The 732-nt window shown below is 41.4% G+C and carries 1 protein-coding gene; it reads right to left on the bottom strand.

Features of this window, described 5'->3' with window-relative positions; genetic code table 11:
* A partial coding sequence (locus HMPREF0623_RS09220) for an IS30-like element ISLpl1 family transposase (RefSeq protein ID WP_002830762.1) occupies positions 1–732 on the bottom strand: 732 nt, incomplete at both ends.

Below are 732 nucleotides of genomic sequence, written 5' to 3'. Positions count from 1 at the left end.
GTGTTTGCCAGTCGAGTATTTTAAGCGGTCGCTGGTTAATTTGGAGTAACGTCGTCGTTAAATCTTGAGCACTAATGTGCTCAAAACGAGTCCCTTTAAGATAAAAATAACGTAAATTCCGATTAAAGCGTTCATTACTACCACGTTCAGCTGGAGTATAAGCATGGCAGTAATAGGTCTTAATACCATATTGTGATTTAAGTGATACTAGCCCACTAAACTCAGTGCCACGGTCCACAGTAAAGCTGTGCACCGGACCATTAAAAGTGGTTAGGAACTTAGTTAGTGCTTCATTAACAGTCGCTGTCGTCCGATCTTTTAACCGGTATGCCCAAAAGAACCGTGATTTGCGATCGATTAAAGTTAATAAAACTGCCTTACTATGCCCACGAGGACCAACGACTGTATCTAGTTCAAAATCGCCGATGCGATTACGTTGATTAATCATCATGGGACGCTGTTCAATTGATCGCCCCAAAGATTGATTATATTTGGATCGTTGGTCAACGTTACGCCGTTGGCGTACGCCATGTTCAGGTAGATCATTCAAGGAGAAACCAATTCTCCCCTGATTTAGCCAATTATAAATAGATTTAGTAGCTAGTTTAAATTCGTGAGCAATCATTCCTGGTGACCAGCTTAGACGTAGATGGTTGAGAATTTTTTGCTTTAACTCATCGCTCAGCTTAGTTTTCCGACCACATCGTGATCGCTTGTATTCGGCATCTGTTT

Origin of the sequence: Pediococcus acidilactici DSM 20284, assembly GCF_000146325.1 — a bacterium.
GTDB lineage: Bacteria > Bacillota > Bacilli > Lactobacillales > Lactobacillaceae > Pediococcus > Pediococcus acidilactici.
The sequence above is the reverse complement of the archived record's forward strand: the minus strand, read 5'-3'. Positions and strand labels throughout refer to the sequence as shown.